At 66.2% G+C, this 25611-nt stretch carries 23 protein-coding genes; 10 read left to right on the top strand and 13 right to left on the bottom strand.

All coding sequences use genetic code 11. The features are described 5' to 3' along the window. The 5 genes from urtE to urtA all read right to left on the bottom strand — a co-directional run bounded on the left by urtE (window position 1) and on the right by urtA (window position 4945). The gene (gene urtE, locus AB0N05_RS37275) at window positions 1-693 is read right to left on the bottom strand and encodes an urea ABC transporter ATP-binding subunit UrtE (protein ID WP_364703431.1); all 693 of its coding nucleotides are present in this window, start codon (window positions 691-693) and stop codon (window positions 1-3) included. Further along, the gene (gene urtD / locus AB0N05_RS37270; RefSeq protein WP_364703428.1) at window positions 677-1513 is read right to left on the bottom strand and encodes an urea ABC transporter ATP-binding protein UrtD; all 837 of its coding nucleotides are present in this window, start codon (window positions 1511-1513) and stop codon (window positions 677-679) included. Before urtD ends, urtE begins: the two co-directional genes overlap by 17 nt. Beyond that, on the bottom strand, window positions 1510-2679 hold the full coding sequence (gene urtC, locus AB0N05_RS37265) for an urea ABC transporter permease subunit UrtC (protein ID WP_364703425.1): 1170 nt from the start codon (window positions 2677-2679) through the stop codon (window positions 1510-1512). The genes urtD and urtC overlap by 4 nt, the downstream gene beginning before the upstream one ends. Continuing rightward, the gene (urtB, locus tag AB0N05_RS37260) at window positions 2676-3560 is read right to left on the bottom strand and encodes an urea ABC transporter permease subunit UrtB (protein ID WP_364703422.1); all 885 of its coding nucleotides are present in this window, start codon (window positions 3558-3560) and stop codon (window positions 2676-2678) included. Before urtB ends, urtC begins: the two co-directional genes overlap by 4 nt. Before the next feature lie 149 nt (window positions 3561-3709). Further along, the gene (urtA, locus tag AB0N05_RS37255; RefSeq protein WP_364703527.1) at window positions 3710-4945 is read right to left on the bottom strand and encodes an urea ABC transporter substrate-binding protein; all 1236 of its coding nucleotides are present in this window, start codon (window positions 4943-4945) and stop codon (window positions 3710-3712) included. A 411-nt stretch (window positions 4946-5356) separates the two neighbouring features. Between urtA and AB0N05_RS37250 the strand changes: the two genes are divergently transcribed. Then, window positions 5357-6916: a serine/threonine-protein kinase gene (locus AB0N05_RS37250; protein WP_364703420.1), complete on the top strand. Its 1560-nt coding sequence runs from the start codon at window positions 5357-5359 to the stop codon at window positions 6914-6916. A 98-nt stretch (window positions 6917-7014) separates the two neighbouring features. Continuing rightward, window positions 7015-7554: a hypothetical protein gene (locus AB0N05_RS37245; protein ID WP_364703417.1), complete on the top strand. Its 540-nt coding sequence runs from the start codon at window positions 7015-7017 to the stop codon at window positions 7552-7554. 4 nt (window positions 7555-7558) lie between these two features. Here the strand turns inward: AB0N05_RS37245 and ramB are convergent, their stop codons facing one another. Continuing rightward, window positions 7559-8968: an acetate metabolism transcriptional regulator RamB gene (gene ramB, locus AB0N05_RS37240; protein ID WP_364703414.1), complete on the bottom strand. Its 1410-nt coding sequence runs from the start codon at window positions 8966-8968 to the stop codon at window positions 7559-7561. 104 nt (window positions 8969-9072) lie between these two features. Between ramB and AB0N05_RS37235 the strand changes: the two genes are divergently transcribed. Then, entirely contained in the window at window positions 9073-10617 is a 1545-nt protein-coding gene (locus AB0N05_RS37235) for an ATP-dependent DNA ligase (RefSeq protein WP_364703412.1), read from the top strand. Window positions 10618-11056: 439 nt separating this feature from the next. On the opposite strand, the gene AB0N05_RS37230 is transcribed toward AB0N05_RS37235, so the two are convergent. The 7 genes from AB0N05_RS37230 to AB0N05_RS37200 all read right to left on the bottom strand — a co-directional run bounded on the left by AB0N05_RS37230 (window position 11057) and on the right by AB0N05_RS37200 (window position 18824). After that, entirely contained in the window at window positions 11057-11629 is a 573-nt protein-coding gene (locus tag AB0N05_RS37230) for a DUF4254 domain-containing protein (protein ID WP_364703409.1), read from the bottom strand. Between the two features lie 15 nt (window positions 11630-11644). Next, complete coding sequence (locus AB0N05_RS37225) at window positions 11645-13180, bottom strand: family 20 glycosylhydrolase (RefSeq protein ID WP_364703406.1); 1536 nt, start codon at window positions 13178-13180, stop codon at window positions 11645-11647. A gap of 5 nt (window positions 13181-13185) precedes the next feature. Next, entirely contained in the window at window positions 13186-14778 is a 1593-nt protein-coding gene (locus tag AB0N05_RS37220; RefSeq protein ID WP_364703403.1) for a CocE/NonD family hydrolase, read from the bottom strand. Between the two features lie 242 nt (window positions 14779-15020). Continuing rightward, window positions 15021-15809, bottom strand: coding sequence for a DeoR/GlpR family DNA-binding transcription regulator (locus AB0N05_RS37215; RefSeq protein ID WP_364703400.1), 789 nt, complete (start codon window positions 15807-15809; stop codon window positions 15021-15023). After that, window positions 15806-16681, bottom strand: coding sequence for a carbohydrate ABC transporter permease (locus AB0N05_RS37210; protein ID WP_364703398.1), 876 nt, complete (start codon window positions 16679-16681; stop codon window positions 15806-15808). Before AB0N05_RS37210 ends, AB0N05_RS37215 begins: the two co-directional genes overlap by 4 nt. Beyond that, window positions 16678-17574, bottom strand: coding sequence for a sugar ABC transporter permease (locus tag AB0N05_RS37205; protein WP_364703395.1), 897 nt, complete (start codon window positions 17572-17574; stop codon window positions 16678-16680). The genes AB0N05_RS37210 and AB0N05_RS37205 overlap by 4 nt, the downstream gene beginning before the upstream one ends. Continuing rightward, on the bottom strand, window positions 17571-18824 hold the full coding sequence (locus AB0N05_RS37200; RefSeq protein ID WP_364703393.1) for an extracellular solute-binding protein: 1254 nt from the start codon (window positions 18822-18824) through the stop codon (window positions 17571-17573). Before AB0N05_RS37200 ends, AB0N05_RS37205 begins: the two co-directional genes overlap by 4 nt. Before the next feature lie 152 nt (window positions 18825-18976). Here AB0N05_RS37200 and AB0N05_RS37195 point away from each other — a divergent pair, with 152 nt between their 5' ends. The 7 genes from AB0N05_RS37195 (at window position 18977) to AB0N05_RS37165 (ending at window position 25525) form a co-directional block, all read left to right on the top strand. Then, a complete protein-coding gene (locus tag AB0N05_RS37195; RefSeq protein ID WP_364703390.1) occupies window positions 18977-19888 on the top strand; it encodes a sugar isomerase in 912 nt (303 codons plus the stop codon). A gap of 13 nt (window positions 19889-19901) precedes the next feature. After that, window positions 19902-20858: an ROK family protein gene (locus AB0N05_RS37190; RefSeq protein ID WP_364703388.1), complete on the top strand. Its 957-nt coding sequence runs from the start codon at window positions 19902-19904 to the stop codon at window positions 20856-20858. Window positions 20859-21135: 277 nt separating this feature from the next. After that, window positions 21136-22128, top strand: a complete 993-nt coding sequence (locus AB0N05_RS37185; RefSeq protein WP_364703385.1) for an amidohydrolase family protein — start codon at window positions 21136-21138, stop codon at window positions 22126-22128. After that, window positions 22125-23150 carry a hexose kinase gene (locus AB0N05_RS37180; RefSeq protein ID WP_364703382.1) on the top strand — a complete coding sequence of 342 codons (1026 nt, stop codon included), beginning with the start codon at window positions 22125-22127 and terminating at the stop codon, window positions 23148-23150. Before AB0N05_RS37185 ends, AB0N05_RS37180 begins: the two co-directional genes overlap by 4 nt. After that, window positions 23141-23968, top strand: a complete 828-nt coding sequence (locus tag AB0N05_RS37175) for a class II fructose-bisphosphate aldolase (RefSeq protein WP_364703380.1) — start codon at window positions 23141-23143, stop codon at window positions 23966-23968. The genes AB0N05_RS37180 and AB0N05_RS37175 overlap by 10 nt, the downstream gene beginning before the upstream one ends. A 120-nt stretch (window positions 23969-24088) precedes the next feature. Then, window positions 24089-25033, top strand: coding sequence for a hexose kinase (locus AB0N05_RS37170; protein WP_364703377.1), 945 nt, complete (start codon window positions 24089-24091; stop codon window positions 25031-25033). An 84-nt stretch (window positions 25034-25117) separates the two neighbouring features. Continuing rightward, window positions 25118-25525, top strand: coding sequence for a hypothetical protein (locus tag AB0N05_RS37165; RefSeq protein ID WP_364703374.1), 408 nt, complete (start codon window positions 25118-25120; stop codon window positions 25523-25525). Window positions 25526-25611: the final 86 nt, after the last annotated feature.

Below are 25611 nucleotides of genomic sequence, written 5' to 3'. Positions count from 1 at the left end.
TCAGATCGCCATGGCCAGGCGGACGGCGGATTCCGCGCCCGCACCGCCCGCACCCGAGGAGGTCACGCGGCCCGACTGCAGCACGTAGTAGTGGTTCGCGGCCTGCAACGCGAACCCGATGTGCTGTTCGACCAGCAGCACGCTCAAGCCACCGCGATTGGTGAGATCGAGGATGGTGCGCTCGATCTCGGCCACCACCGACGGCTGGATGCCCTCGGTCGGCTCGTCGAGGATCAGCAGTGTGGGTTCGGTGATGAGGGCGCGGGCGATGGCGAGCTGCTGCCGCTGGCCGCCCGAGAGCAGACCGGCCTTGCGGGTCAGCAGTTCCTTCAATGCCGGGAACAGGTCCAGGGATTCGGCGATGAGTTCCTTGCCGCGGGTGCGGCCGTCGGCCACCACCTGGAGGTTTTCCATGGTGGACAGCTGCGGGAACGACTGCTGCCCCTGCGGCACATAGGCGATGCCGCGTTTCACCCGCCGGGAGGGCGACATCTTGGTGATGTCGTTCCCATTGAAGGTGATCTTCCCGGATTTCGCCGGGAGCAGCCCCACCGCCGCGCGCAGCAGCGAGGTCTTGCCCGCGCCATTGTGGCCCATGATCGCGACCACGCCATCGTCCGGAACCCGCAGCGTCACACCGTGAATCACCTGGGTGCGGCCGTACGCGGTGCGTAGGTCAGTGATCTCCAGCATCGACGCCCTCCTGTTCTGCTTCGACCGGCGGCAGTTCGCCCGCCGCGGCGGTGCCGAGGTAGACCTCCTGCACCTTGGGATCGGCTTGCACCTGTTCGACCGTGCCCTCGCTGAGGACTCGGCCGCCGGCCAGCACCGTCACCGAGCTGGCGAAGGCGCGCATGAAGTCCATATCGTGTTCCACGACAATGACCACGCGCTCACTGCCGATGCGGCGCAAGAGGTTTCCGGTTTCCTCGCGTTCCTCGGCGCTCATGCCCGCGACGGGTTCATCGAGCAGTAGCACCGCCGCGTTCTGCACCAGCAGCATGCCGATTTCCAGCCACTGCTTCTGGCCGTGCGCGAGGACACCGGCGGGCTTGTCGCGCAGTGCGGTGAGGCCGGTGGTTTCCAGGGCCTCCTCGATGGCGGGCAGCACCGACTTGCGTTTGCGCAGCAGGGTGAGCGCGGACCGACCCGACCCGGCCGCGATATCGAGGTTCTGCAATACGGTGAGCTGCTCGAAGACGCTGGCGGTCTGGAAGGTTCGGCCCACGCCCAGGCGGGCGATCTGATGCACCTTCTTGCCGATCAGCTCCGCGCCGGACTTCTGCGCCGAACCGGTGGCGGAGACCAGGCCGGTGATGGCGTCGATCAGCGTGGTCTTGCCCGCGCCGTTCGGGCCGATCAGGAAGCGCAGATCGCCTTGCAGGACGGTGAGATCCACCTCGGTGACGGCCTTGAAGCCATCGAAACTGACGGAGAGACCGCGGATTTCGAGGTATTCGCTGTCCATCCCGGCATTGCCGCCGAGCTTGGGTTCGTGCACGGGTGCGGTCATCGTGCTTCCACCTTCTCTTCGCTCGCGGGTTCGGGCTCGGCCGCCGGGGCTTCGGTGGTCGGCTCGGTCGCGACGATCGGTCCGGCCGCCTCTTCCTTGGCGGGCCGCACGCGTTCCAGCAATTGCTTTGCCAGTGGACCGAATCCGGCCAGTCCGGCCGGAATGAAGCCGACGACCACGATGAACAGTGCGCCCTGCAGGTATGTCCACGCGGAGGGGAAGTGCTCGGAGAACGAGGTCTGCGCCCAGGCCACGCCGATCGCGCCCAGCACCGGACCCAGCAGGGTGGTGCGGCCGCCGATGGCGACGCCGATCAGGAACGCGATGGACGGCACCACGCCGATATCCGCGGGCGAGATGATACCGACGATCGGAGTGAACAGCGCGCCCGCGATACCGGCAAAGAACGCCGCCACCACATACGCGACGATCTTGATATTGGCCGGGTCATAACCCAGGAATCGCACGCGTTCCTCCTGATCGCGCACCGCGATCAGCAGTTCGCCATACCGGCTGTTCATCAACTGTCGCGCAATGGCGACCACCACCAGCAGGGCCCCCGCCGCGATGAAGAACAGCATGCGGCGGTTGATCGGATCATCGAGCCGGTACCCGAAGAACGTCTTGAAGTCCGACAGCCCGGTGAATCCGCCGATGGTCTGCTGCCCCGTCAGCAGGATCGCCATGGCCGCCGCCAGCGCTTGGCTCAGGATGGAGAAGTACGCGCCCTTGACCCGCCGCTTGAACACACCGAATCCGAGCACGGCGGCGATCAGCGCGGGCACGATCAGAATGCCCAGCAGGGCGACCGGTGCGGAGGCGAAAGGCTGCCAGTACGACGGCAATTCGGAGATTCCGGCGATGGTCATGAACTCCGGCACGTCCTCATGCGCCTTGACGGCATCGGCCATCTGCATATGCATGGCCATGATGTACGCGCCGACGCCGAAGAACACGCCCTGTCCGAGGACCAGCATGCCGCCGCGCCCCCACGCCAGGCCGATACCGACCGCGACAATGGCGAAGCAGATGAACTTCGCGAGCAGGCTCAACCGGAAGTCGCTGAGCATAGCGGGGGCGAGGCCGAACAGTACGAGCGCCGCAATGGCGAAGCCGCCCAGGGTTTTCAGGGGTGAGGTAGCGCGCAGGCGCTGCACGATGGTCATGCCAGACTCCTCGTCCGGACGGTGAACAGGCCCTGCGGGCGCGCCTGCAGGAAGATCACGATCACCACGAAGACGATCACCTTGGCGACCGAGGCGGTGGTCGAGTATTCGACGAACGAGTTCACCAGGCCCATGCCGAAGGCCGCGATGACGGTGCCCTTGATCTGCCCGAGCCCGCCGATCACCACCACCAGGAAGGCGTCGACGAGGTAGGACTGTCCGATGGTGGGGCTGGTCGACCCGATCAGGGTGAGCGCCACGCCCGCGACCGCGGCTAGGCCGGAGCCGATGAAGAAGGTGCTGATATCGGTGAGACGTGAAGAGACGCCGGAGGTTTCGGCGAGACTGCGGTTCTGCACCACGGCGCGAATGCGGCGGCCCAGCGGGGTGGTTTTCATGGCGGTGGCGAGCGCGATCACCGCGGCCACGGCCAGCACCATGATGAAGATGCGGGTTTTGGGGACGACGGTTCCCGCGATGGAGAGACCGCCGGTCAACCAGTCGGGGGTGACGACGTTCTTAGCGGGCGCGCCGAAGATATTGCGCGCGGCCTGTTGTAGCACCAGGCCGACGCCGAAGGTGACCAGCAGGGTGTCCATCGGTCGGTCGTACATCCAGCGGATCAGGCCCATTTCCAGGGCCGCGCCCAGCAGGCCGCCGACCAGGAAGCCGACGAACAGGGAGACGATCAATGCCACCCCGGTGGACGAGATGGTCTGCTGTACAACATATGTGGTGTAACAGCCTGCCATGATGAACTCGCCGTGCGCCATATTGATCACGCCCATCTGACCGAAGGTCAGCGACAGGCCGAGCGCGGCGAGCAGCAGGATCGAGCCGAGACTCAAGCCCGTGAACAGCTGTCCGACAGCGACTTCCATTGTGAATACCTCTGTTGTTCGTTCGCGCCCCGCCCGGCGAGCGGCGCGTCTCCCTCGGATCGGTGGATGCCTGCCGCGCGGCGGGTTCGAAATCCCCGCTGATCCAGGAGATCTCGCACCGGCCGCCCCTCATCAGCCCGGCTACCGATTTACTTCAGGCCCTTGGCCCAGTCGTAGGACTTCAGGTACGGGTCGGGCTGCACGGCCTTGCCGGAATCCCACACGGTGTAGATGAGGCCGTCGGGGCGGATCTCACCGATGCGCGCGGTCTTGGTGATGTGGTGGTTGGAGCCGTCGATGGTGACGGTGCCCTCCGGCGCGTCGAAGCTGACGCCGTCGGCGGAATTCTGAATGTCGGCCACCGCGAAGGACTTCGCCTTCTCGACCGTGTTCTTCCACAGGTAGACCGAGGTGTACGCGGCCTCCATCGGGTCCGAGGTGGGCTTGCCCGCGCCGTAGGCGGCCTTGTACGCGTCGACGAACGCCTTGTTCGCGGGGGAGTCGACGGTCTGGTAGTAGTTCCAGGCGGTCAGCTGACCGGCGAGGTTCTGCACGCCGACACCGCCGACCTCTTCCTCGGCAATGGATACCGAGACCACCGGCATATCCTTGGCATTCAGTCCGGCATTCGCGTACTCGCGGAAGAACGCGACATTGGAGTCACCGTTGAGGGTGTTGAAGACCGCGCCCGCCTTGGCATTGCGGACCTTGTTCACGATGGTGGAGAAGTCGGTCGAGCCGAGCGGCGCGTAGTCCTCGCCCTTGATCTCGATGCCGTTGGCCTTGGCGTAGGCCTTGATCTCGCGGTTGGCGGTCTGCGGGAACACGTAGTCGGAGCCGACCAGGTAGAGGGACGTGATGCCCTTCTGTTTCAGGTAGTCCAGCGCCGGAATGATCTGCTGGTTGGTGGTGGCGCCGGTGTAGAAGATGTTCTTGCTGTCCTCCAGGCCCTCGTACTGGACGGGGTAGTAGAGCAGCGAGTTCAGCGATTCGAACTTGGGCTTCATGGCCTTACGGCTGGAGGAGGTCCAGCCGCCGAACACCGCCGCGACACAGTCAGAGCTGATCAGCTTCTCGGCCTTCTCCGCGAACGTCTTCGGATCGGATGCCCCGTCCTCGAGCACCAGCTCGACCTTCTTACCGAGCACCCCACCGGCCGCATTGATCTGATCGACCGCCAGCTTGGTGGAATTGGCGACAGTGACCTCACTGATGGCCATGGTGCCGGTCAGCGAGTGCAGCGACCCGATCTTGATCGTGTCCTTCGACGTATCAACGCAGGACTTGGCGTTCGACCCCGCCGCCGTATCGCTGTCCCGCGAACCACATCCGGCGACCAGCACAGCGGACAGCGCCAGCGCGGTAGGAATGGTGATCGCCTGCATCAGACGCCGGTTACTGCCCCGGCGGAAGAAATCTTGCATGTGGTCGGGCCCTTCTCACTACACGGTCTCCGGCGACGCCAACTGCGCCGCGTGCGAATACCGCCGCGTATACAACGGGGTATTCGTGGGGGGAACGGTAAACGGGAAGTATTGCGCCGGAATGACTCTCGATGAACCTCCGATTGCCGATGTTTCCGCGACATGAATTTCCCCTCACACCACTCGGACCGGCCCCAACAACGCTGAGACCGGCCCGATTCCAATAGCTTCCCGCTACTGACGTCAGTAGCGATACGGTTCCTGGCCGTAGCAGTCCGGCGTGTACACCCAGCCGTCCTGAGGGTGACGGATGGTTGAATGTGGCTCCGTAAGGTGGAGCCGTTCGATCGGCTGGTGCGGAAAGGTGCTGTGATGCAAGGGGCGGGGCTCGTTGCCGGCGCGGTGTTCGCCGAGTATCGGATCGAACGGGAGCTCGGCCGCGGCGGAATGGGCACCGTGTATCTGGCCGGGCATCCGCGGCTACCTCGGATGGTCGCGTTGAAGCTGCTCAATCGCGATCTGTATGCGGACGAGGATGTGCGCCGCCGGTTCGAGCGCGAGGCTGATGTGGCTGCCCGCCTGGACCATCCGAATATTGTTTCGGTGCTGGATCGCGGGGCCGATGCCGGGCAGCTGTGGATTTCGATGCAGTACGTCGACGGCTCCGACGCGGCGGACTTCGCCGGGCATCCGCTGGAGCCGATGCGGGCGGTGCAGATCGTGCGGCAGACCGCGGACGCCTTGGACTACGCGCACGAGCGTGGTGTGCTGCACCGGGATGTCAAGCCGGCCAATATCCTGCTGACCGCCGGGCGCGGTGGCGATCGAGTCCTGCTGGGCGACTTCGGTATTGCCCGCCTCCGCGATGATCGCAACCAGCTGACCAAAACCGGTGACCTCCTGGCCACCTTGGCTTATGCCGCGCCGGAACAGCTTTCGGGAAAGCCGGTGGATCACCGCGTCGACCAGTATGCGCTCGGTTGCACCCTGTTCACGCTCCTCACCGGTGCGGTGCCTTTCACGGCGACCAATCCCGGCGCAATGGTTGCCGCGCACCTCACCCAACCGGTACCGCGGGCCAGCCTGGTGGTGCCGCACCTGCCCGCGGCGATCGATGCGGTGATCGCGCGGGCGATGGCCAAGAACCCGGACGAAAGATTCATCGGCTGTATCGAATTCGCCGACGCGGCACAGCAGGCCCTCATCAGGCAGCCCCCGATCACGCCGCCCTACCCGGCGGCCGCACCCCTGCTGTCGGCCGTGCCGGTGCCTCCACCCGCGCAACCACCAGCGCAGCCGACCATCGCGTATCAGTTACCACCACATCCATTGCCGCCGTCTCGGCCCTCCCGGTCGGGGCAGGTGTCCTCCAGTTGGCGGACCGTCTCGGTCCTGCTGATGGTCCTGGCACTGGTGGCCACCGCCGGTGCGGCCGGGATCTACTGGAAGTTCTTCCGCCCGCACGGTCCGAATCCGCTGCCCTGGGGTGCGTACACGTCGCTCGCGTACTCCTTCGCTGGACTGATTCCCAACGATCCCGCGGGTACGGGTTGGCGTGGGGCGCACTGTTCGACCGTGGCCACCATCGTCGTGCAGGAAGGCGATCCGGTGCCCGTTCGTCAGATCACCTGCACCCAGCCGGATGGTGTCACCGCTTGGTACACCGAGTACGCCCGCCCCGACGATCTGACGAACTACCTTGCCGCTCACACGGTGCGGGTCGAGGAGCGGGACGTCTCGGGCGGGACCGGAGGCCCATTGCCGCTGCAACTGCACCGACCCACGAACCCGGCGGCTCCTTTCGCGCTGGCCACCTACAAGGATGTGCTGCTCCAGGCTCGGACGAACCTGGTCGAAGTCTCTTGGCCGGGACACACATTCGATGAGGTGCGCGACCAGTGGTGGCAGCCCGCCCCATTCGAGCAGCGATGACTCCACCGCCGGGGTATCGGATGCCCCCTCCCGGGATGCGGCCGCCTCAGCTTCCGCCGCCGGGACAAGTGCCGTCCAGCTGGCGAACGCTCTCGATTGTGTTGATGGTGCTGACGCTGGTGACTGTCATAGGTGTGGGGGCGGCGGGCTTCTACTGGAAATTCCTTCGCGCAGGGGACCATAGGCCGCGGCCGACGCAGGCGTCGTGGGGCGAGCATTCCGCTATCGCGTATTCCTTTCTCAGCTTGATTCCGCGAGATCCGGCGGGCACCGGCTATATGGGTGCACGGTGTTCGGCAGTAGGCACGATTGTGGTGCAGGCGGGTGATCCGGTGCCGGTTCGGCAGATTACCTGCACCGATGACCACGACGTCGCCACCTGGTACACGCAATACGCCACTCCCGGCGATATGCAGAAGTATCTCGATGCTCACACGGTGCGGGTTCGTGACAAGGAGGTTGGGAGGAAGTCGGTGGCGCTGTACCGGCCCATCGATCCAGCCGCTCCGTTCACCATGGCGACCTGCAAGGACGTGAAATCCGGTGACCAGACAATGCTGGTCGAGGTCTCTTGGCCGGGGCGCAGTTTCGACTATACGTACCTGAATTGGTGGTTGTGGGCGCCGTTCGAGCCGTGATCGATTACTGGATTACGTAGGGGGAGATGGAGCTTCGGTGTTCGCTTATGTCTAGGAGTTTGCCTAGTGGGGGGAAGGCTCGTTGGGGGCAGTTGGAGCGTTCGCAGACTCGGCAGCCTGCGCCGATGGGGGTGGGTTTGGGGTCGTTGAGGTCCAGGCCGTCGGCGTAGACGACTCGGCCTGCGTGGCGGAGTTCGCAGCCCAGGCCTATGGCGAAGATCTTTGAGGGTTCGCCGTAGCGGGTGGCTCGGCGTTCTACGGTTCGGGCTACCCAGAGATATTTTCTGCCGTCGGGCATTTGGGCTATCTGGGTCATGATTTTGGCGGGGTAGGCGAAGGTTTCGTAGACATTCCAGAGGGGGCAGGTGCCGCCGCTGGAGGAGAAGTGGAAACCGGTGGCGGACTGGCGTTTCGACATATTGCCGGCGCGGTCCACGCGGACGAAGGAGAAGGGGACGCCTCGGAGGTTGGGGCGTTGCAGGGTGGAGAGGCGGTGGCAGATGGTTTCGTAGCTTTGGGTGAAGAAGGCCGAGAGGCGTTCTATGTCGTAGCGGAAATCCTCGGCCATTTCGTGGAAGTGGGTGTAGGGCAGGACAGTCGCTGCCGCGAAGTAGTTGGCCAGGCCCAGTTTCCCCAGGACTCGGGATTCGGGGCTGGAGAAATTGCCTTCCTCGACCATCTTTTCGATCAGGTCGCCGCATTCCAGATAGGCGAGTTCGGCGGCGAGTTTGAAGACGCGCTGACCGCCGGACAGGTGGGGGGCGATTTCGAGGCGACGCGTTTCGTTGTCGTAGCGGTGCAGCAGGCCGTCACCCAGGTCGATGCGTTCGACGATCTGGACGCCGTGCGCGCTGGTGAGACGGCGCGGGATCTCACGCTTCAGGTCGCCACCGTGGAATCGCATGCGATTGGCGAGTTCCTCTGCGGCGGTATCCAATTCGTGAATGTAGTTCTGCCGCTGATAGAAATAGTCGCGGACTTCCTCATGCGGTTTGGAGATGGCGCCGGAGCCGCTGCCGTCGGAGAACCGGTCCTCGGTGGCCGCGGCCAGCTGCGCGGTCGTATTGCGGTAGCGGCGATGCATATTCACCATGGCGCGCGCCAAACCCGGGTGCGCGGAAACCATTTCGGCGATCTCCTGCGCGTCGGCCTCGATGCCGAGCTCCTGATCCATCACGACTTCCTGGAGTTCGGCGATCAGCCGGGTGTCGTCCTGGGAGGAGAAGAAGCCCGCGTCGACGCCGAACACCTCGCTGATCCGCAGCAGCACCGGTACGGTGAGCGGGCGCACATCGTGCTCGATCTGGTTGAGATAGCTTGCCGATATCTCCAGCTTCTTGGCGAGGGAGACCTGGCTCAGCCCGCGTTCGGTACGCAGCTGGCGAAGCCGCGCGCCGACGAAAGTCTTGGCCATGCGCCCAGCTTATGAGGGTTTTCGCAAACCTGCCAATAGGAAATTAACATCGCTGTTGAGCGATGAGTCACAGAGATGTCGGATGGCCGGGTTACGGTCGGGACGTGCTGCTGTCCGATGTGGTCGAAGCCTCGCAGAGTGTGCGCGCGACGTCTTCGCGGAAAAAGAAGATCGCCGTGCTCGCCGAGCTATTGCGCCGGGCCGAGCCCGGGGAATTGGCGCAGGTCGTGGCCTGGGTTTCGGGTGAACTGCCGCAAGGGCGGATCGGGACCGGGTGGCGGACGCTCATGGCGATGGAGGTCGCTCCGGCGGAGGCGGCCACGCTGCCGGTGGGGGAGGTCGATCGGGTCTTCACCGAGCTCGCGGCGGTCTCCGGGAATGGGTCGACGGCGCGGCGCAAGGAACTGCTCGGGTCCTTGTTCACGGCCGCGACCAAGGATGAGCACGAATTCCTGGTGCGATTACTAGGCGGGGAGATGCGGCAGGGAGCGCTCACCGCGATTGTGGCCGAGGCGGTGGCGGTGGCCTTCGAGGTGCCGGTCGAGCAGGTGCGGCGGGCGCACATGCTGTCCGGGCGACTACCGGTGACGGCGCTCGCGGCCCGCACCGGAGGGGCGGCGGCGCTGGCCGACTTCAAGCTGGAGGTCGGGCGGCCGATTCAACCCATGCTGGCCTCGCCGGGCGCGGCGCTGGATGCCGCCATGGCCGAGTTCGGCGGTGAGGTGAGCGTCGAGATCAAGATGGACGGCGCGCGCATTCAGGTGCATCGGGACGGTGACAAGGTGTGGGTGTTCACCCGCACCCTGCGCGATATCACCGCCAGCGTGCCTGAATTGGTGGAATTGGTGCGGGGAATGGACTGCACCAGCGTGGTGCTGGACGGGGAAACCCTGGCGCTCAATGATTCCGGCCGACCCCGCCCCTTCCAGGAGACCATGAGCCGCTTCGGTGCGGCCTCCGCCCAGGAACTGCTGCTGCACCCGTACTTCTTCGACTGCCTGCATCTGGACGGCACCGACCTGCTCGACGCACCCCTGCGTGAGCGCCGCGCCGCCCTCGCGAAAGTGGTGAACGGTCTGGGTATTCCGGCCCTCATCGCCCCCGACGCGGAGGCCGCCGCCGAATACTTCGACGGCGCATTGGCCGCGGGCCATGAGGGCATCATGATCAAATCCCTGGACGCCCCCTACGCCGCGGGCCGTCGCGGCCGCGCCTGGCAGAAGATCAAACCCACCCACACCCTCGACCTGATCGTCCTCGGCGCGGAATGGGGTTACGGCCGCCGCACCGGCTACCTCTCCAATCTGCATCTCGGCGCGCGCGACCCCGAGGGCGGCGACCCGATCATGGTCGGCAAGACCTTCAAGGGCCTCACCGACGCCCTACTCGCCTGGCAGACCGCGGAATTCCCCCGCCACGAACGCGAACGCGACGCCACCACCGTCTACCTCTTCCCCGAACTGGTGGTCGAAATCGCCATAGACGGCGTCCAAACCAGCCCCCGCTACCCCGGCGGCGCGGCCCTCCGCTTCGCCCGAGTAGTCCGCTACCGCCCCGACAAGGAACCCGCCGAGGCCGACACCATCGACGCCATCCGCGCCCTCCTCCCCGAATCCCCCACACTCCCTACCGAATCCGCGGAGGTCTGAGCACTCGACGGAACAACACCCGTCATCAAAAACACCCGTCATCCCAGCGTGCCTGTGGCCGGAATCCACTCCACCCGGCGGGATTCGCTCTCCGGCCGGATCAGGTGGGCTCACCGCGGAGACATGGGCTGTCCGGCGGGATTCCGGCTGAGTACTTGCCGGAGCATCGGGCCGCTCAGCTCTCCTGCCGGATCGGCTTGGCTCACAGCGGATTCACAGCGGAGACATGGCTCGTTCCGAGGAATGGGGCGCAGGATTTGGGGTGTCGCTGCTTCGGATCGGGTGGTTGTCAGGTGACGGGCCTGGTTACTGCCTCCGCACACTCCCCGCGGATACCGGGTTCGTACCGCTCGGCCGGGGCCGCGACGGTGGATTGCGCATGATCCATCCGTGCTGTCGGCGGCGCCCCGCCCCCTCGTCGGGCGCCGCCGACATCGATTCAGTATTCGTATTCGCGGTTTCCGGTCAGGTTGGGGAGGCGGCGGCGGCCCGCGGCTAGATCACCGGCCAGATGCTCGTAGGCAATGGCCAATTCGGTGAGGCGTTGTGCGGCTTCCTGAATCGCGTCGTCGGGGGACATGGCCAGGGTCAGGTAGGCCAGTGCGGAGAATTGGGCCAGGCGATCCACCACCGTGCCGACGGTTTCGGTGTGCAGGTGGGCGTCGCGGTCGGCCTTCGGAAGTTCGGCCGCCACCCACCGGTCGATATCGAGCACCAGTCTGACGCGGTCATGGTCGATGGGGGCGGTGGCGCCCGCCTCCGCCGTCAGCCTCCGCTCGTGCAGGTCCGCGAGTAAGCCGGCGGAGCGCAATACGGGATGATCTTCGGGGGGAAGGCCGCGGCAGGCCTGAAGCAGCAGCTGTTTCGGTGGGAGCGGATGCACGGCGGCCAGTTTGCCCGCCGAATATCTCCGAACGGCAACGAAATTCGCTCGGATCAACCGGCCGTCGCGAGCTGGTCGGTTGATCCAGTTGATCACGGTCGGATCGACCGGCAGATCTTTGTGCGACACGGTCCGGGTTTCGCGTCAACCTGCGGGTAGACCGGTCGCTCGCACCCGGTCCGTGAACTCCGGATAGCCGAATGCGCGAGTGCCGGACCATAGTTGCTGCGCCATGATCGGCAGCCGCGCGCGGATCGGCGCGATCATCTGCGCCTCGGTCATGGCATTGGGGTCATCGCACCAAACGGAGAGCTTCGAGCCGAGCAGGCGAGCGGACTGATCGGCACGCAGGCGGGTGCCGTTCACGAAAAGCCCGGGGTCCCAGGCATACAGGAGTTCCGGCGGGGCGTTCAACGGGTTGGCGTAGCCGCCGGTGGCGTAATAGGTCGGGGTGAAGGACGCATTGGCGAGGGTGAAGCCCTGATCGGCCAGCTGTTCAGGCCCGTTCTCGGTGCCGATCCAGGGAAGCAAGCCACCGCTGGTCCAATGCTCGACAATGAGCGAGCGATCCACGGGAATGGTCGTGCCGTACGGGATTCCGTCATTCCAGATGCGTGCGGTCTTGCCATAGGAACGGACGATGCCATTGGCCAGGTTCACGAGATCCGCCACCGCATCCTGCGGCACGGCATCCAAGCCGAACGCGGTGTGCGCGTACTCCCCGAGCTGCGGATAGCGGCTGTAGTCGCTGACGTACTCGTCGCCGCCGATATGGAAATAGCGGCCGGGGAACAGGGGCACGAACTCGCGCAGCAGATCCTCGATCAATTGGCGCGCACGGGGATTCGTCAAGTCGATGCGGCCCTCCGCATTACCCGCCAGCAGAGTGTCGGTGATCGCATCGACCGGGCCGGTGCTGGCCGGATGCAAGATCAGTTCGGGATACGCCGCGAGGATGGCGTTCATATGGCCCGGAAACCCGATCTCCGGAACGACTTCGATGCCGTATCTGCCCGCATAGGAGACGATCTTGGCGATATCGGCCTTGCTGTAGTGCTCCGGCGAGGTGATCTCCGGGTGGCTGCTGCTCTCGAGCCGGAAGCCATAGTGGTCCGAGAGATGCAGGTGCAGCAGGTTCATCCGGTAGTAGGCCATCTCGCGAATGCGCTGCTCGATCCACGGAACGGTCATGAATTCACGCCCGACATCCAGCAGGAGGCCGCGCTCGGCGTAATCCGGCCAGTCCGTCACACTCCCGGCGGGCAGCACCGTCGCCTGCGAAAACCATTGCAGCAAGGTCTGCGTCGCATGGATCGCGCCTTGTTCGGAGCGGGCCGAGACGGTCACCGTGTCGCCGATGTCGATGCGATAGGACTCGGCCTGCGGTGGCGCCGATTCATCGATGCGGATCACCACATCGCCGGGAGCGACCGTGCCGGACACCACTTCGCTGGGGTGCCCGGCACGAGTCAGATCGCCGGCCAGGAGTCCGGCGATCGGTATGGCGGCCCCCGTGGCCGAAATGCGCGCGGTATCGCCAAGCATGAAATGTCCTGTGCCGGGCTCCCATTGGCGCACGGCGGGGACCGTCACGGGCAGCGTAACCACCGGATCCGCGCCCACCGCCGGTGCGGGCAGCGCCAGCAGTGCGAACAGGGGGATCGCCAGCGCGCGCAGCATTCGGTTCACCACGCGGTGATCGGGATGTCCACGGTCGACGGGGCAGCGAAGGTGACGACACTGCCCAGCGGCGTCGAACTGGTGAAGGGGATCGGATCCTGGGAGGTGACGGTCAATGTCAGCCGATGTCCCGGCGTGAGCTCCCAATACGACGGTGCGAGTGCCCAATCCATCTCCGTGGACGTGCCCGCCTGCAGCCCGTGCCGGGTGAGCGGCCAGTAGGTGATCTCCTTACCGGTGCCGTCCGGTCCCTCGTCGTAGAGGATGCCGATCAGGGTGAGGTCCGAGCTCGACGGCGTCACAGTGAGATTCAGGCGCGGCGCACCACTCACGATGCCGCCCGCGAGCGGCTCGCTCCGCCAGACTCCCGCGAGATTGCGGTCGACACCGCCGAGCGGAATGGCCGGAGCCCAGCCCAGCTGAGCGAGCACGCCGCTGACATAGGGCACCGCGGCCACCGCCGTGGCCGGGCCGGAAAGCAGTGGCTGACTCCAGGATTCGCCAGGAGCCGTGCCCATCACCCCGGCGGCCGGAGCGGACAGCGGGAACGAACGGTATTCGGACAGCGCCTCGGCCACCGAGGAGAAGTGCCGGTACGGGCCGGTCCCGGCGGGTTCGATATTCACCACCGGTTCCCGGTCGATTCCATTATCGGCACCGTTGATGTAGTGGTCGAGCCATCGAATCCCCGCGTCCCACACCGGATTCGGCAATCCCGCGACCTGCCCGGCGCCCCCGCCGGTGGAGTGATCGCCGGGCTGCATGAACAGCATTCTGGGGCCGGTCAGCTGGTCGAATTGGGTGAAGACCGGCCCGGACGGTAGCAGGCTGTCCTGCCAGTCGTGGGCCAGGAACACCGCGGTGCCATAGGCATTGAGCTTCGGAATCGCATCGGCCAGCAGGGTCTCATTGGGCAGGCCGCGGAAGGCCGCGCCGTCATTATCGAAGGCCAGTCGCAGGCCGCGCGCGACCATATCCGGATTGAAGCGATTGGTCGCGACCCCGGACACCGCGAGTGCCACGGGGCCACCGGTCTTGGGAGTGCCATTGGGTGCCAGCGCATCGGCCAGATCGGCGGGCGGCGAATCGGCGACAATGGCCTTGATCCGCGGATCATTGGCCGCCGCCAGCAGTGACATCCCCGCGCCGTACGAGCCGCCCGCAATGGCGATGCGTTCGGGATCGACATTCAGATTGGCGATGGCCCAATCGATCACGGCCGAGGCGTCCGCGGCGTCATTGGGCCCGAGCAGATCCACCTCGCCCTCGGACAGGTACATGCCCCGCGCCGTGTATTCGATGGAGATGAAATTCTCGCCCGAGGACAGCTTGTAGGCAGACCCGATGCTGCCGACGGCGGGCATGCCCCAGCCGGATGGTTGCAGGACCAGCGGATTCCTATGCGTGGCAATGTCTGCCGGTGCGGTAATCACCGCATTGAGCCGGATTCCGCCCGCGCCCGGAATGAACATGGTGGTGGCCTGGCCGCCGGGGATGGGCACGGCCGCCGCGGGCGGGAGGCAGAGCGCGCTGCCCGCCGCGACCAGGCCGGTCGCGGCCAGCGCACCGAGGATTCGGGCGGTCCCGCGCCGCCTCACAGGAGGACTCCCAGCACCACGCCCAGATTGTGGGCGAGGGACATCGGTGACATGAACAGGTATCCGAGGAGTGTGCCGAGGAGATCGGGCGCAGGGAGTTCAAGCATGAGACATCCTCTGAAATCGGTTGTCTCGTAGAGTAGATGCTTGTTTATGCTCTGTCTACGCGGAAATCAATCATTAACGATCACCGCACCTGAATGTGAAGAAACCCCGCCCGAAGGCGGGATTCGCAAGAATTCTTAGACCAGATCCACGCGAATGCCCGCGGCGCGAATCTCCGCCACCGCATCCGGATCGGCGTCCACATCGGTCACCAGCACCTGCACCTGCTCGATCGGGCAGATCCGCGCCAGCGCGCTGCGCCGCAATTTCTCCGACGTCGCCACCACTATGACCAGATCCGCGCGCCGCACCATTTCGGCGTTCACGCCCGCCTCGTCGAGGTGCGTGCACTGCGCGCCGCCCTCCACCGAGAGGGCGTTCACCCCGAGAATCACCGTGGCCAGCCGCAATTCGGCGAGGGACCGCTCGGCCAAGGGGCCATGCAGTTCGTAGGACTCGCGCCGGGCCATCCCACCCAGGCAGATGGTCCGCAAATGCGGTCGCAACACCATCTCCGCCGCGATATTGAGCGCATTGGTGACAATGGTCAGCCGCGCGTCACCGGTAGGCGACAGATCCATGCGCCCGGCCAGCGCCCGCGCCACCGCCGTCGTGGTGGTGCCGCCATTGAGCCCGACCACGGCATCCGGATCGATCAGCGCGGCAGCGTGTTCGGCGATCCGCTGCTTGGCCTCATCGCCGTGGCGGTAGCGGGCGGGCAACTCGTAGGCCACCGAAGAGGCCACGATGCCGCCGTGCGTGCGGGTCGCCAGCTGCTGCTCGGCCAAGGCCGTGAAGTCGCGGCGGACGGTGGCGGGGGAGACGCCCAGCACTTCGGACGCCTCCTCCACCGACAGCCGCCCGGTATCGGCGAGCAGTTCCAGCAGCCGGTTCCAGCGCTGCGGTCGATCCGCCGCTGCGGTCATTTCACGCTTCCGGCGGTGAGACCTGCGACGAGGCGCTTCTCGATCAGCGCGAAGAGGATGACTACGGGCACGACACCGACCGTAGAGATAGCGAATACATATTGCCAAGCCGTGTCGTACTGACCGATGAACTTGGTCAGCGCGACCGACAGCGGCTGGTTCTCCGGCGTGGTCAGCACCACCAGGCTGGCGGCGAACTCATTCCAGCAGTTCACCACCGTGAAAATGGTTGCCGTGACAATGCCGGGCCACACCAGCGGCAGGCTCACCCGGGTCAGGATCTGCCAGCGGCTGAGACCGTCCAACTGCGCGGCCTCCTCGATCTCCACCGGAACCCCGGCGAAGAAGCTGTGCAGGATCCACACCGCGAACGACAGATTGAACGCCGAGTTGACCAGGATCATGGCCAGCCAGGTGTCATTGATGCCGAGCGTGAAGAACTCCCGGATCAAGCCGGTCACCAGCACCGTCGGTTGCAGCATCTGGGTGATCAGCACCAGGCCGAGGAAGGCCATCCGGCCCGGGAACCGGCGGCGCGCGGTGTAATACGCGGCCGGAATCGCCACCAGCAGCACCAGCACCGTCGCACACGACGAGATGACGATCGTGCTCACCAGATTGAACGACAGCGGCGTCTCCGGGGTGTTCCACATGGTGGAGTAGTTGTCCGGATGCCACTGTTTCGGCAGATAGGTGGGCGGGATGTGCAGGATCTCGGCGCGCGACTTGAGCGAGCCGATCACCATCGCGATATACGGCAGCAGGAAGATCGCGGCGATCAGGACACCGACCGCGGTCAGCCCCCAGCGTTTCTGTTTCGGCCGTGGCTCAGTGGATTCCGTCGACGGCGTCGTCGTGTCGAGTGCCGTCATGACTCCACCTGACTGGTCGGGCGGACCACCTTCACATAGATCGCGATGATCACCACGATGAGCGCGAAGTTCAGCACGCTCATCGCCGCCGCGGTATCGATCTGCTGGTTCTGCCGGATGAGCTTGAAGGTCAGCGTGGTCGTGGTGTCCGCATCGAAGCCCGCGATACCGCCCGTGAGCACTTGCAGGATCGGCAGCGAATTGAACACATTGATGATGTTGATGATGGTCGCGACCGCGATCGCCGGACGCAGCTGCGGCAGCGTGAGATACCGATAACGCTGCCACGAGTTCGCGCCGTCCACCCGGCCCGCCTCGTCGATATCGCCCGGAATCGCTTGCAGCCCAGCCAGAATCGTGTACGTGGTGAACGGCACGGAGACGAACACCGCCACCCCGATCGCGACGAGGAACGCCGGCAGCGGCCGCTGGGTGAACCCATACCCGCGATCCAGCAGGCCGATATCGACCAGGAACCGATTGACCAGGCCGTAATCCGGATTCAGCAGGTAGTAGAAGACCGTCGTGGTCATCACCACCGACGCCGCCCACGGCACCAGCACCGCCAGCCGCACCGCCGTCCGGCCCGGGAAATCCTTGTTCAGGAACTGCGCCAGCCCGGCCGACAACACCAGGGTGATGGCCACGACCGCCACCACCCAGATCGCCGTGTGCCACAGCACCGAACCCAGCTCCGGAATGCGGAACAGCGTGCGGTAGTTGCCCGTCCCCGCCCCGCCCCGATCCTGGCCGTACGCGGACAGGTTCCGGGTGCTGGTCCACACCATGTAGCCGGCCGGGAACAGCACGAGCCCCGCGATCAGCGCCAGCACGGGGCCGATCCACGGCAGGGCGGCCAGCCCCGTCGTGAATCGGCTTCTACCCCTGCTCAACTCGCCGCCTGCTGGACCTTCTTCAGCACATCCGCGGGGTCGGAGCCCTGCGTGATGGTGCCCATCTGCTGCTTGATCACGCCCTGCGCCGCCGCCCACTTGGGATTGTTGGACGGGTAGAACTGCGCGACCGGCAAGGTGGCGGCGAACGTCTTGGTCACCGGATCATCGGCGGTCGCGGCCAGACCGCTGGTGGTGACCGGAATGAAGTGCTCGTTCTTGACGAAGTTGACGTAGACGGCGGCCGAATAGAAGTAGTCCAGGAACTTCTTGATCGCGGCCTGCTTCGAGCCGTCCTTCTTGAACGCCATCAGATGGTCGGCCACGCCGAGTGTCACCGGCGCACCGGTTTTGGTGGGCGTCGGGGCCGTCGCGTACTTCAGGCTCGGGTTCTTGTCGGCGATCTGGCTGATGGTGGGCGGCAGGCCCTCGATCATGCCGATCTTGCCCTGGATGAAGGAGTTGATCACGTCGAGCCGGTTCGTCGCACCCGGATTGGGCTGCGTGACACCGGCGGCGGCGATTTCCTTCATCGCCTTCACGCCCTCCAGATTGGCGGGGGTGTCGATGGTGAGATTGGTGCCGTCGGTCCAGGTACCGCCCGCGCCGAAGGTCCAGACCGAGGTTTCGGCCTGCGCCTCTTCACTTCCCAGCGGCAGGCCGTACCCGGCCACACCGCCGCCGAGGGCCTCGATCTTCTTGGCCGCCTCGGTCAGGTCGGACCAGGTGGCCGGAGGCGTGGTGATACCGGCCTTCTGGAACAGGTCGGTGTTGTAGTACAGCGTGCGGGTGGAGGCGAAAAGCGGTAGCGCCCACTGGGTGCCGTCCATGGTGGCGTTCTTGGCGAAGCTGGGCTGGATATCGGCGAGGGTGGCGTCGGAGACGATGTCCTTGGCCGGGTACAGCTGGTTATCGCCGGCGAAGGTGGAGTAGGCGTCGATGTTCAGGATGTCCGGGGTGGTGGACTGCGACTGCAACTTGGTGCGCACCACATCGTTGATGGCGGTCCAGGACTCGATCTGGAGGCTCACCTTCACGTCGGGGTTCTTCTCGTGGAACGCGGCGATGATGCCATCCCACTGGGCTTTCGTGCCGTGGTCGCCATCGCTGTAGGAGGGGACCAGCAGTTTGATGGAGTTCGGGTCATTGTCGGACTTGTCGTCGGAGCCGAAGCCGCACGAGGAAGCGGCGAGCACGGCCGCGGTGAGCATCGCGGCTCCGGCAAGCGCGCGATGGAGATGACTTTTCACGAGTAGAGCCTTTCGGTGCGCACACCCTGATCAAAACGCGGATGATGAAGGCGATCGGGTGATCGTTGTCGAATTTAGCTCACGGAATGATCGAGTTTGACTACTTTGGCTGTAAATTTGACATGAACGATCACCGGGTTCACGCTGGACTGGTGCTGACCTCCGCATCGCAAATCCCCGTCACTCACCTGGCCGCCGAGATCGATTCCCAGCCGGATCACTGGGCGCGGGCCGGGGCGTTAGCCGCCGAGCATCACGCATTACTGCCCGCCTCCGGTGAGCGCGTGGCCGTAATCGGCTGCGGCACCTCACTGTTCATGGCCCGCGCCTACGCGGCGCTGCGCGAACAAGCCGGGCAAGGGCTCACCGACGCCTGGCCCGCCGGACAGCCACCCGCCCGCGAATACGACCGCTACCTGGTGATCTGCCGATCGGGCACCACCACCGAGGTGCTGGATGCCATGCGCGCCTTCCCCGCTGGAGCGCCGCGCACCGTAATCACCTCCAGCCCCGGCACACCCGTCCTCGACCTCGGCGACGCCCTGCTCATTGCCGACGCGGACGAACAATCCGTGGTCCAAACCCGCTTCGCCACCACCACTTTGGCCATCCTCCGCAGCCACCTGGGCGAAGACCTCGCACCCGTGATCGAACAAGCCCGCGCCGTCCTCGCCGAAGACCCCGCCGACGCGCTGGCCGCGGTCTGCGGCGTCGACCAGATCACGTTCGTCGGAATGGGTTTCGCCGCCGCCCTCGCCGAAGAGGCCGCCCTCAAACTCCGCGAATCATGCCAAGCCTGGACCGAGTCCTACCTGGCCACCGAATACCGCCACGGCCCCATCAGCATCGCCGCCCCCGGCCGCGCCGTCTGGGCCCTCGGCGAAGTCCCCGCGAGCCTCGCTCCCGCGGTAACCGCCACCGGCGCACACTTCGAGCACCGCACCCTCGACCCCATGGCCGAACTCGTTCGCGTACACCGACTCTGCGTACTCCGCGCCGCCGATCTGGGCCTGGATCCGGATCATCCCCGTAGCCTGAGTCGCTCCGTAGTACTCGATTCCTGAGCGGAGCCCGCCCTTGAACACACCACCATTCGACCCGCGGCCACCGGCTGTCCTGGGCGACGACGCGCTGGTACTCGGCATGGATGTCGGCGGCTCCACCATCAAGGCCGAAATCACCGATGCCGCAGGCACAGTGCTGGCCGCCACGGCTGTCGCCACCCCTCAGGGTGAGGCCGCCTTCGACGCCATGCTGGACCTCGGCGAGGCCATGCTCAACCGACTCCCCGCCACCGACCGGGCCCGGGTCGAGCGCGCCGCCGTCGTTCTGCCCGGCCTCGTGGACACTGCCAATTCGATCGCCGTCTTCAGCAGCAATGTCGGCTGGCGAAACGTCAAGGTGGGCACCCGATTCACGGACCGCTGGAAGATGCCGGTTCTCATCGACCACGACGTCGCGGTGGCCGGATGGGCCGAATGGCGCTTCGGCGCAGGCCGCGATCACGACACCGTGTGCGTAGTAGTCATCGGCACCGGAATAAGCGGAACCCTCTCCGTAGCAGGCAGATTCGTCCGCGGCGCATTAGGTCAAGCAGGCGAATACGGCCACATAGCCGTCCGTCACGACAACGGCCTCCCCTGCCCCTGCGGCAACACCGGCTGCGTGGAAACCGTCGCCTCAGCCACCAACATAGCCCGCGCCTACGCCCACACCACCGGCCGCGAATGCGACAGCGCCGCCGAAGTCTTCGCCCGGCTCGACCATGACCCCGCCGCCCAAGCTGTAGTCGCAGACGCGATGAACGCCCTGGCCGACGGCCTATCCGGAGTGATCCACGCCGTCTGCCCCGAACTCATAGTCCTGGGTGGCGGCCTGACCGGCGCAGGCCCCGCCCTCCCCCAAGCCCTCCATCAAGCCCTGACCGCCCGCCTACGAGTAGCCCCCGTCCCACAAGTAGTCATAGGCGAATTCGGCCCCCGCGCAGGCCTGACCGGCGCAGCCCTCCTCGCCCGCCACGGCGCCCTCACATGATCCCCACCTCACCCACCCGAACCGTGCACCCCCTGCTGCCGCGCCTCCACGATCCGGCATCGATCGGGGTGTGGTGTCGGCTATGAGCACTGGGTCATCGAGCGGCAGCCGGGGAGAGAGCGGCGTGCTGCACATCCGGGGACGGATCGTGTCTGCTACCCATTGCCTCGACGATGGAGTGATATCCGTTGCGGGGGACCGGGTCCAGGCTGTCCGGACTCTTGCCGAATGGGTTGCCGTGCATCCGGGATCGAATGAGTTACCACAGGTGGGGACGGTGCTGCCTGGGTTGGTGGACATTCATTGCCACGGCGGGGCGGGGCATCGGTTCGACACTGTTGATCAACGGGAGGCTGCTGCTGCGGCGGAATACCATCGGTCGGTCGGGACTACGACTGTGCTGGCGGGGATTGTCACTGCCGCGCCCGGCGACATGGTCGCGCAGGTGGTGGCCTTGCGGGAGTTGGCCGACGACAAGGTGATCGGCGGTATTCATGCCGAGGGGCCGTTTCTGTCCGGTGCGCGGTGTGGGGCGCAGGATCCGCGGTACCTCATGAATCCTGATCGGGATCTCGCCGTGAGATTGATCGATGGTGCGGGCGGTCACCTGCGGGTGATGACGATGGCACCGGAGCTGCCCGGGTTCGCGGGGGTGGCGGGGCTGCTGGCTGATCGGGGCGTGACGGTTTCGCTCGGACACACCGATGCCGAGTTCGGGGTGTTTCGGGAAGCGCTGCGGCCGAAGGGGGTTGCGACGTCGGTGACGCATTTGGCCAATGGGATGCCGCCTTTGCATCATCGGTCGGCCGGGCCCGTGGCGGCCGCATTGACGGCGGCGGCTCGGGGGGACGCGGTGGTGGAGTTGATCGGGGACGGGGTGCATGCCGACTCAGGTTTCGGGGCAATGGTTTTTGCCAGCGCGAAGGATCGGGTCGCACTGGTTACCGATGCCATGCAGGCGGCGGGGATGCCGGATGGGAGGTATCGGCTCGGGCCGCAGGACGTGATTGTCAGTGCGGGAGTTGCCCGGGTGGCCAGTGGATCGATTGCCGGGGGGACTTCGCATTTGCTGCAATGTCTGGCTTGGGCGGTGCGGGAATGCGGTGTGGCGCTGTCGGATGCGGTGCGGGCCGCGACATTGACGCCTGCCGTGGCCGCCGGGCTGGCGGATGTCGGGGATTTGAGGGCGGGGGGATACGCGGATCTGGTTGTGGTCGATGACGATTTGCGGTTGCGGCGGGTGCTTTATCGGGGGCGGTGGCTGTCGTGATCCTCACCGTGACGGCGAATCCTGCTTATGACGTGACCTATCGGGTCGAGCGGCTCGAAGTCGGGGTGACACAGCGGGTTTCGAGTGTGGAGCAGCGGGCGGGCGGTAAGTCGGTCAATGTCTGCCGGGTCTTGAACAGCTTGGGAACGCGGTCCGTGGCAACGGGATTCGCTGATGCGGCGTTCGCTGCCGAGGCCGGGCGGGACTTGCCGGTCGACTTCGTGCTCGCGCTGCCCTGGGTGCGGCGGACCCTCGTGGTCAGCGCGGCGGACGGTACGACCACGGGGCTGTGGGAACCGGGGGCGATGCTGGCCGATCCGACAGCGGTGCGGCAGCTCGAGACTCGGGTCGGCGAGCTCTTGCCGCAGGCCCGGGGCGTGGTGATTTCGGGTTCATTACCGAGGGGTGTGGACCCGGGATTGCCTGCCGAACTCGCGCGGCTCGCGGTGGCGGCCGGGGTGCCGGTCATCTGCGATGTGGATGGGGAGGCGCTGCGGCACGCGGTGCGGGTGCCGGGAGTGGTGGTCATGCCGAATGCCGATGAGCTGCAAGCGCTCACCGGGGTCGAAGCCCACACGCCCGCAGAGGTGGTGGCGGTGGTACGCCCGCTGCTCGAGAGCGGCGTGCGCGCGGTCATCGCCACCCGGGGCGCGGACGGCATGGTGGCGGTCACCGCGGTCGGGGCCTGGTCCGCGCGAATCCCGGAACCGGTGAGCGGAAACCCCACCGGCGCGGGTGATGCGGCGGCCGCCGCGGTGATCTCCGGCCTTGCCACCCAGGCGACCGATGCGGCCGGTCAGGTCCGGGCCTCAGACGGCACCCGGGTCGCCGCCCCTGCGTTCGGTGCGCCCCCGGAGCCGGATTGGCCGGGTCTGCTCGCCGACGCCGTGGCCACTTCCGCCGCAGCGGTCGCGGTGCCGGTGGCGGGGGAGATCGACCATCAATTGCGTGCGCGACTGGCTCGGATCGTCCGGGTGGAAGTCGTGGGCACGCCGGAACTTCGAGAGAAATCATGGCCCTGACCTCTGTTCCCGAGCTCATCGATCTGGCGCGGCCGGGTGGGCTCGGTGCGTTCAATGTTGTCACGCTGGAGCACGCGGAAGCGATCGCGGCTGCCGCTGAAGTGGCGCGAAGACCTGCGGTGCTACAGATTTCGCAGAATACGGTGAAGTATCACGGGAGTTTGAAGCCGCTCGCGCGGGCTTGCCTGCAGATCGCGGCGGACAGTTCGGCGGAGCTCGCGGTGCACCTGGATCATGCGACGGATGCCGGATTGATCAGGGAGGCAGTCGAACTCGGCATCACCTCCGTGATGTACGACGGGTCGGTGCTCGACTATGCGGACAATGTGGCCGCCACCGCCGAGATCGCCCGCTGGTGTCAGGCCCGGAACGTGTTCGTGGAGGCCGAGCTCGGTGAGGTCGGCGGCAAGGATGGCGCACACGCCCCGGGGGCGCGCACCGATCCCGAGGAGGCGGCGGAGTTCGTGGCCGCCACGGGGGTGAACGCGCTGGCCGTGGCCGTGGGCTCCTCGCATGCCATGCGGGTCCGGGCGGCCGCGCTCGACAATGAGCTGATCGCCCGGCTGGCGGCGAAACTGCCGGTGCCGCTGGTATTGCACGGTTCCTCGGGGGTTCCCGATGCCGGGTTGCGGTCGGCGGTCCGGCACGGCATGGTGAAGATCAATATCGGGACCAGGCTCAATATCGCGCTCACCGAGGCCGTGCGCGCGGCGCTCGCCGACGCACCCGCCGTCTCGGATCCGCGAAAGTATCTGGGTCCCGGGCGCACCGGCATCCAGCACGACGTCGAACACCATCTGCGGGTGCTCGCGGGCTGAGCGGCGCGCGCCATTCTTGCGTAGACTCAGCCGCGAAAACCCTGCCTCTCCTGCCTTTTTCGCTGCCGTTCCAGCCATAGAGGGGTTGCATCCGGGGCTGCGGCGTGCAGAGTGGTACTGGTGATCCTCACCGTGACCATGAACCCCGCCTACGACATGACCTATCGGGTCGAGCATTTCGCGCGCGGTCGGGAACATCGGGTGCGGTCGGTGGATCAGAGACTCGGCGGGCGCGGCATCAATGTCACCCGGGTCCTCAACCAACTGGGCAAATACGCGCGCGCCACCGGATTCTCCGATCACGCCTTCGCGGCGGCCGCCGAACTGGAGATGCCGGTCGACTTCGTGCACGCGCTGCCGTGGGTGCGGCGCACGGTGGTGATCAGCGAATCCGACGATGGCACCGCCACCGCGCTGTGGGAACCCGGTCCGCGCATCTCCGAACCGCACGCCATCGATCAACTGCGGGTCCGGATCAGCGGCATGCTCTCCGATATGAACGGCATGGTCATCGCCGGATCACTCCCCGTGGGCGTCTGCCCCGGCCTCCCCGCCGAACTCGCGCAAACCGCCATAGCGGCCGGTATCCCCACCGTCTGCGATGTCGACGGCCCCTCCCTCGAACTGGCCGCCCGCGTCCCCGGCATCGTCTTGACCCCGAATACCGAAGAACTCGAACGCCTCACCGGCCGCCCCGCCACCACCATCCCCGAAATCCTGGCCGCCGTGGAGTCCCTCCTCACCTCCGGCGTCGGCGCGATCGTGGTCACCCGAGGCGGTTTGGGCATGGTCGCCGTGACCCCCACCCGCGCCTGGTCCGCCGCCCTCCCCAAACCCTTGGCGGGCAACCCCACCGGAGCCGGTGACGCCGCCGTCGCAGCCATAGTCGCCGCCCTCGCCGCCGACCCGAACCCCGACTGGCCCACCCTCCTCGTGGACGCCGTCGCCACTTCCGCCGCAGCCGTGGTCATCCCCGTCGCAGGCGAAATAGACCACGTCCTCCGCGACCGCCTCATGCCCACAGTCCGAGTAAGCGAACTCGAATCCGTCGCGGTCCGTCCGTAACCGAAGCAAGCCGGACGGTCGGCTGTGGGGCGGGAGCGGCGTGGTGGCATGGCTGGGGCTGGTGGGGTTGGTACCGTCCAAGGGATGTCGGACGTTGGGATTCCGCCCGATCAGGGGTCGGGCGTCGACGACACATATCGGATGCCGCGGGCGGTGCGGGCGGCACAGCTCATCGCTGTGTTGATGACCCTGGTGGGGGCGCTGTGTACCGCGTCGTCCGGGTGGCTGCTGGGCGGGCGGGCGGCGATCATGACCGCGGTGCCGCTCCTGCCCTCGTTCATGCTGGGGCTGGTGGCCTTGACGTTCCAGTCGGTGGGGCAATCCGTGCGGATCGGGGCGATCCTGCTGGCCGCGTTGAACATGCTGTGGACGGTGCCGTCGATCACCGACGGGCATCCGCCGGGGCCATTGGGGCCGATCAGTTCGCTGGCGGTGATCGTGCTGCTGTTCCGGCGGGAGGCGCGGGACTGGTTCGAGCCCGACGACTGGTAACCGCCTTCGGGAAACGGCGGGGCGCGTAACAACCCCGAAATCTGGTCTGTCGATTCGCAATCTACGTGCAATTCCCTGCCTTTACG

The organism is Nocardia sp. NPDC051030 (assembly GCF_040683015.1).
In the GTDB taxonomy this organism is placed as follows: domain Bacteria; phylum Actinomycetota; class Actinomycetes; order Mycobacteriales; family Mycobacteriaceae; genus Nocardia.
This window is presented reverse-complemented; position numbering and strand designations above follow the sequence as displayed.